This is a genomic window from Neobacillus drentensis (assembly GCF_036965645.1).
Taxonomy (GTDB): domain Bacteria; phylum Bacillota; class Bacilli; order Bacillales; family Cytobacillaceae; genus Neobacillus; species Neobacillus drentensis_D.
In genome coordinates this window covers 50,796-55,479 of record NZ_JBALPZ010000125.1, presented here as the reverse complement: position 1 = coordinate 55,479, position 4,684 = coordinate 50,796, and the positions used below count along the sequence as shown (strand labels likewise).

4 protein-coding genes are annotated in these 4,684 nt (G+C 40.3%); all 4 read left to right on the top strand.

From position 1 onward, the window contains the following. The first annotated feature begins 33 nt into the window (after positions 1-33). Entirely contained in the window at positions 34-969 is a 936-nt protein-coding gene (locus V7266_RS22170) for an ABC transporter ATP-binding protein (RefSeq protein ID WP_335471048.1), read from the top strand. A gap of 13 nt (positions 970-982) precedes the next feature. Continuing rightward, on the top strand, positions 983-2,101 hold the full coding sequence (locus V7266_RS22165) for an ABC transporter permease (protein ID WP_335471045.1): 1,119 nt from the start codon (positions 983-985) through the stop codon (positions 2,099-2,101). Between the two features lies 1 nt (position 2,102). Then, positions 2,103-3,248 (top strand): ABC transporter permease, encoded by a 1,146-nt coding sequence (locus V7266_RS22160; RefSeq protein WP_335471044.1) that lies wholly within the window; start codon positions 2,103-2,105, stop codon positions 3,246-3,248. Positions 3,249-3,457: 209 nt separating this feature from the next. Beyond that, on the top strand, positions 3,458-4,366 hold the full coding sequence (locus V7266_RS22155) for an NERD domain-containing protein (protein WP_335471041.1): 909 nt from the start codon (positions 3,458-3,460) through the stop codon (positions 4,364-4,366). Positions 4,367-4,684: the final 318 nt, after the last annotated feature.

The window sequence follows — 4,684 nt, the reverse complement described above, 5'->3', positions numbered from 1 at the left end:
GGTGTCAGGCACCATCCCCTATGAGGTGATTTTATGAACGTGTTGGAGATTAAGAATTTAACGAAGAAATTTGGCGATTTTATTGCTGTTGATAATATGTCTTTAACCATTCAAGAGGGTGAAATTTTCGGGTTCCTTGGATCCAATGGAGCCGGTAAGAGTACTACCATTAATATGATTTCAGGTCTCCTGCGAAATAACAGCGGGGAAATCCATATCCTTGGTAAGAATATTGCTTCACACAGTAAATATGCCAAACTAAATATCGGGATTGTTCCGCAAGACTTGGCGATTTATGAGGATATGACAGCATACGAGAATGTAAGATTTTTTGCAGGACTATATGGACTGCGCGGCATAGAGTTGAAAGAAAGGGTCGAAGAGGCACTGGAGTTTGTCGGGCTGCTAGATAAGCAAAAGAGCTATCCTAAGAACTTTTCCGGCGGGATGAAACGCAGATTGAATATCGCTTGTGCAATTGCTCACCGTCCAAAGCTGATTATTATGGATGAACCAACTGTCGGCATTGATCCACAATCACGAAACTACATTTTAACCTCTGTCCGCAAGTTGAACGACATGGGCTGTACCGTCATTTACACGAGCCACTATATGGAAGAGGTGGAAGAAATCTGTTCGCGGATTGCCATCGTCGACCATGGTAAGGTGATTGCGGAAGGAACAAAGGAGCAATTAAAAGCAATTATTACGGATACTAAGGACCTTTGGATTGAACTGAAAAACACGGAAAACCTTGAAGAACCGTCATTAATGGAGATCAAAGGAGTGAATTCTGTTACCATCGAGGAAAATGTTGTAAAAATAAACTCTCAATCAGAAATCAACAACTTAAATCAAATTATCCAGTTCTTCATCAATAGAGGGATGGAAATCCGCTCGCTGCAAGAGCAGGCCCCAAACCTTGAAACCGTCTTTCTTACTTTAACGGGCAGAAATTTAAGAGATTAGGAGGAGACCCACTATGAATATCATCAATATTGCTCTTAATGAATTCAAACGCAATATCCGAGACACTAGGACGCTAGTGTTTATGCTGGCCTTCCCGATCGTACTGATGCTGATTCTCGGAACTGCCTTGTCTAATACTTTTGACAAAAGCATTAAAATTGGAAAAATCAATGTGTTATATACCGAAAAAAATGACAATAGCTTCTCTGCCCCATTCCATAATTTTATAAAAGAAGCCAAAAGGCAGGACATTCATTTCTCAAAAGCTTCTAAAAGTACAAATGGAAAACTTGAAGTTACGCAAAACCATTACGATGCCTATGTGGAAGTCACAGATCAAGGAATCCAATTTTACGGCAGTGAGCGGAACAGCGTCCAGGCAAGTATGGTTGAAGGCATGCTGACTGCTTTTACCGATAAATACAATTTGATCACCGAGGTAGCAAAGGAAAAACCGGAACAAGTGCAAGCCGTATTAGCCAGTACCTCGAGCGACTATGTAAAAGAAACCTCCTTTAACGCAGATAAAGCACCAGGGTCAATGGATTATTATGCGATGGCAATGACGACAATGATCGCCTTATACAGTGCCATTTCCGCCAGCTCCCTGATCCGAGGAGAAAGACGACGGAACACAGCCATTCGGCTCGCCATTGCACCTATCAATAAAATGGAAATTTTCCTTGGCAAAATTCTAGGGGGAATCGGAATTAACTTTGTATGCATCTTACTGGTAATGGCCTTCAGCCGTTTTGTTTTTGGAGCCAACTGGGGCAGCCATCTTGGAATGGTAGTGCTCATTCTGTTCACACTCGTATTCCTTGCCGTCAGCTTTGGGCTCGGCCTTAGCTACATCATTAAAACAGATCAAGGTATGCAAACCATTGTCATGATCGTCCTGCAGCTTGCTGCCTTTTTTGGCGGGGCGTATTTCAGGATTGACAACGCCGACGGGTTTCTGAGAATCATGATGAATTTGTCCCCACTAACATGGGCAAGGGATGCGTTGACAAAAATTATTTATAACAATGATCTATCAGCGGCACTGCCTGCCATTTCATTGAATATAGGCATCGCGATTGTTTTCCTGATGGTTGCGATTGTTGCATTCAGAAAACGGGAGGGTCTCTAGAATGAAAGAAATCATGTGGCTGGCGGCCAATTCATTACGCTCCATCTTTTTAAACAAGCGGAGAATTTTCGCTTATGTACTCGTGCCATTACTGGGCATCTTTATTGCCTTCATGGCGTATGGCAATACTGGACCCTCCTATCTCAATACCGGGATTGTCGACCTAGATCAGACGACGATTTCGAAAAATACCAGCAGGTTTATAAGCGGATTAAATAATGTAAAAACAAGTAAACTAGCAGAATCTGAGGTCAAAAATAAAATCGCTTCCGGCGCCCTGGATTGCGTGATTATCCTCGAACCAGGTTTTTCTCAAGCGATTATGAACGGCGAGAAGCCTCAAGTGCAGATTGTATCGATTAAAGGGGCACAGGTCACGACTTACATTAAGGCCTACCTTAACAATTATATTGGTAATCTTTCGTCCTTACGCACTGCTGCCAACGGGGATGTAACGGTGTTTAATACTCTCTATCAAAATTACCAAAATTCAGAGTTTAAAGTATCTACCCATTCTGTAAAAGATACATCTAATAACAACGATATGACCATTCAAACGATTGGTTTTCTGCTGATGGTTATGCTCAACTCTGCAGGCGGACTTTCTGAATTGATTTTAAAAGAAAAAGAAAACCGCACCTATTTCCGGATTATGTCGGCACCAATTGATGGAAAAAAGTATGTTCTTTCTAATGTGATTGTCAATATGATCATTATGACCATTCAAGTCGTTGTGACCTTGACGGTTATGACGAAAGTCTTTGGGATCTCAGCCGGGATCCCCTACTGGGAAATGATCGGTGTGATGATGTTTTTCTCGCTTGTCTCTGTCGGTTTATCATTGGTCATTACTGCCTTTGCCACTAACTCGAATTCCGCAAGCGCCTTGCAAAATCTAATTATGACACCTACCTGTCTGTTAGCTGGCTGCTTCTGGCCAGTGGAAATCATGCCAAAGGCAGCACAAAAAATTGCATCTTTTCTGCCGCAAAGGTGGCTTCTCGACACCATTTCTGAGCTGCAAAAAGGACATACACTTAGCAGTTTGTCCTTGAATCTGGTAACCTTATTGGCCTTCGCTCTCGTGTTCTTCATGATTGCGATATATAAGTTTAACCGGAATAATAATGTGAGGAATTTTATTTAAGGTCTGTACTAAACTCGCCAAGTTTCGATCGACGGCGAGTTTTTTTTATATTGTGAGAATTGGTTTTGTGACTAATAAATGGTAATTTAGGAGCTCCTAAAGTGATATTTAAAAAATAATTTAAGTGTAACAGAATATTCATATCTCGTTATTGGCAGCTTGATATTTTTTTATAAAATGAATTTAGAGCTTAAGAAAGGAAGTGGCATATGCTACTCAAAGGCAGATCAGAGTCATATGAATTATTGATGATGAGATTTTTAAATGCACGAATGGAATTAGCAGACGAAGAAAAATGGCACTATTTAAGCTTGGAAAAAGGCTTCGAAGGCGAAGTGAAATTTGACCTCTTTGCAGAAAGTCTTCAGGAAGAAAGGTATATCATAAATGACTTGTTCCTTAAAGTAAACAACTCCTATTTTCAAATTGATAGCTTGATAATTTCACAAGGAGTAATTCATTTATTAGATGTGAAAAATTTTCAAGGTGATTTTTACTTAGAATCAGATAAACTGATTGCCGTAAAGAACGATCGTGAATATAAAAATCCGATTGTTCAGTTAAAAAGGAGTGCAAGTCTACTCCGCCAACTTCTCCAAACCCTCAAGCTTAATTACCTCGTGGAAGCTTCCGTTATTTTTATCAATCCTGAATTTACTTTATATCGAGCCCCCATGGAGCTACCTATTATTTTACCAACCCAGTTAAATCGTTTTTTTAATGATTTAAATAAAACTCCTTCTAAGTTGAATGACGGACATAAAAAACTAGCCCAGACGCTCATTTCATTACATCAGACAAAAAATCCATTTACGATTTTGCCTAAATATAATTATGAACAGCTTAAAAAAGGAGTTTATTGTAAAATTTGTATGTCTTTTGAGGTTTCTATTAAAAATAATGAATTTGTTTGCGAAAAGTGTGGATGTCATGAAAAGATTGAGGAAGCTATTTTACGGCATACGAAGGAATTAATGCTTTTGTTTCCTGATCGTAAGATAACGACTCAAAGTATTTATGAGTGGTGCAATGTGGGTTTAAATAAAAGGACATTTTCTAGAGCTTTGAAGAAACACTTTACTGCGTATGGTGTTACTAGTGATACCTATTATAAATAAGTATGAATTTTAGCTTTGGGCTTGAGTATGTTTTTGTGTTTTGCCTTGGACCGAAGGCGGCCCGGGTTCAGACAGGGCTATAATTTTTTTGCTTTCTCCTGTCTAAAGCTGAGTCTTGTTCGGACAGGACTCTCTTCTTTTTGCCTTCTCTTGTCGGAAGGCGACCCGAGTTCGGACAGGGCTCTCATTTTTTTGCCTTCCCTTGTCCGAAGCCAGCCCGGGTTCGGACAGGGCTCTCTTCTTTTTGCCTCGACCTTGTCCGAAGCCGGCCCATGTTCGGACAGTACTCTCTTCTTTTTGCCTCGACCTTGTCCGAAG

Bases quoted from the DNA above. Each gene is read 5' to 3' on its own strand.
- V7266_RS22170 (WP_335471048.1), top strand. From the start codon at position 34: ATGAACGTGTTGGAGATTAAGAATTTAACGAAGAAATTTGGCGATTTT.
- V7266_RS22160 (WP_335471044.1), top strand. From the start codon at position 2,103: ATGAAAGAAATCATGTGGCTGGCGGCCAATTCATTACGCTCCATCTTT.
- V7266_RS22165 (WP_335471045.1), top strand. From the start codon at position 983: ATGAATATCATCAATATTGCTCTTAATGAATTCAAACGCAATATCCGA.
- V7266_RS22155 (WP_335471041.1), top strand. From the start codon at position 3,458: ATGCTACTCAAAGGCAGATCAGAGTCATATGAATTATTGATGATGAGA.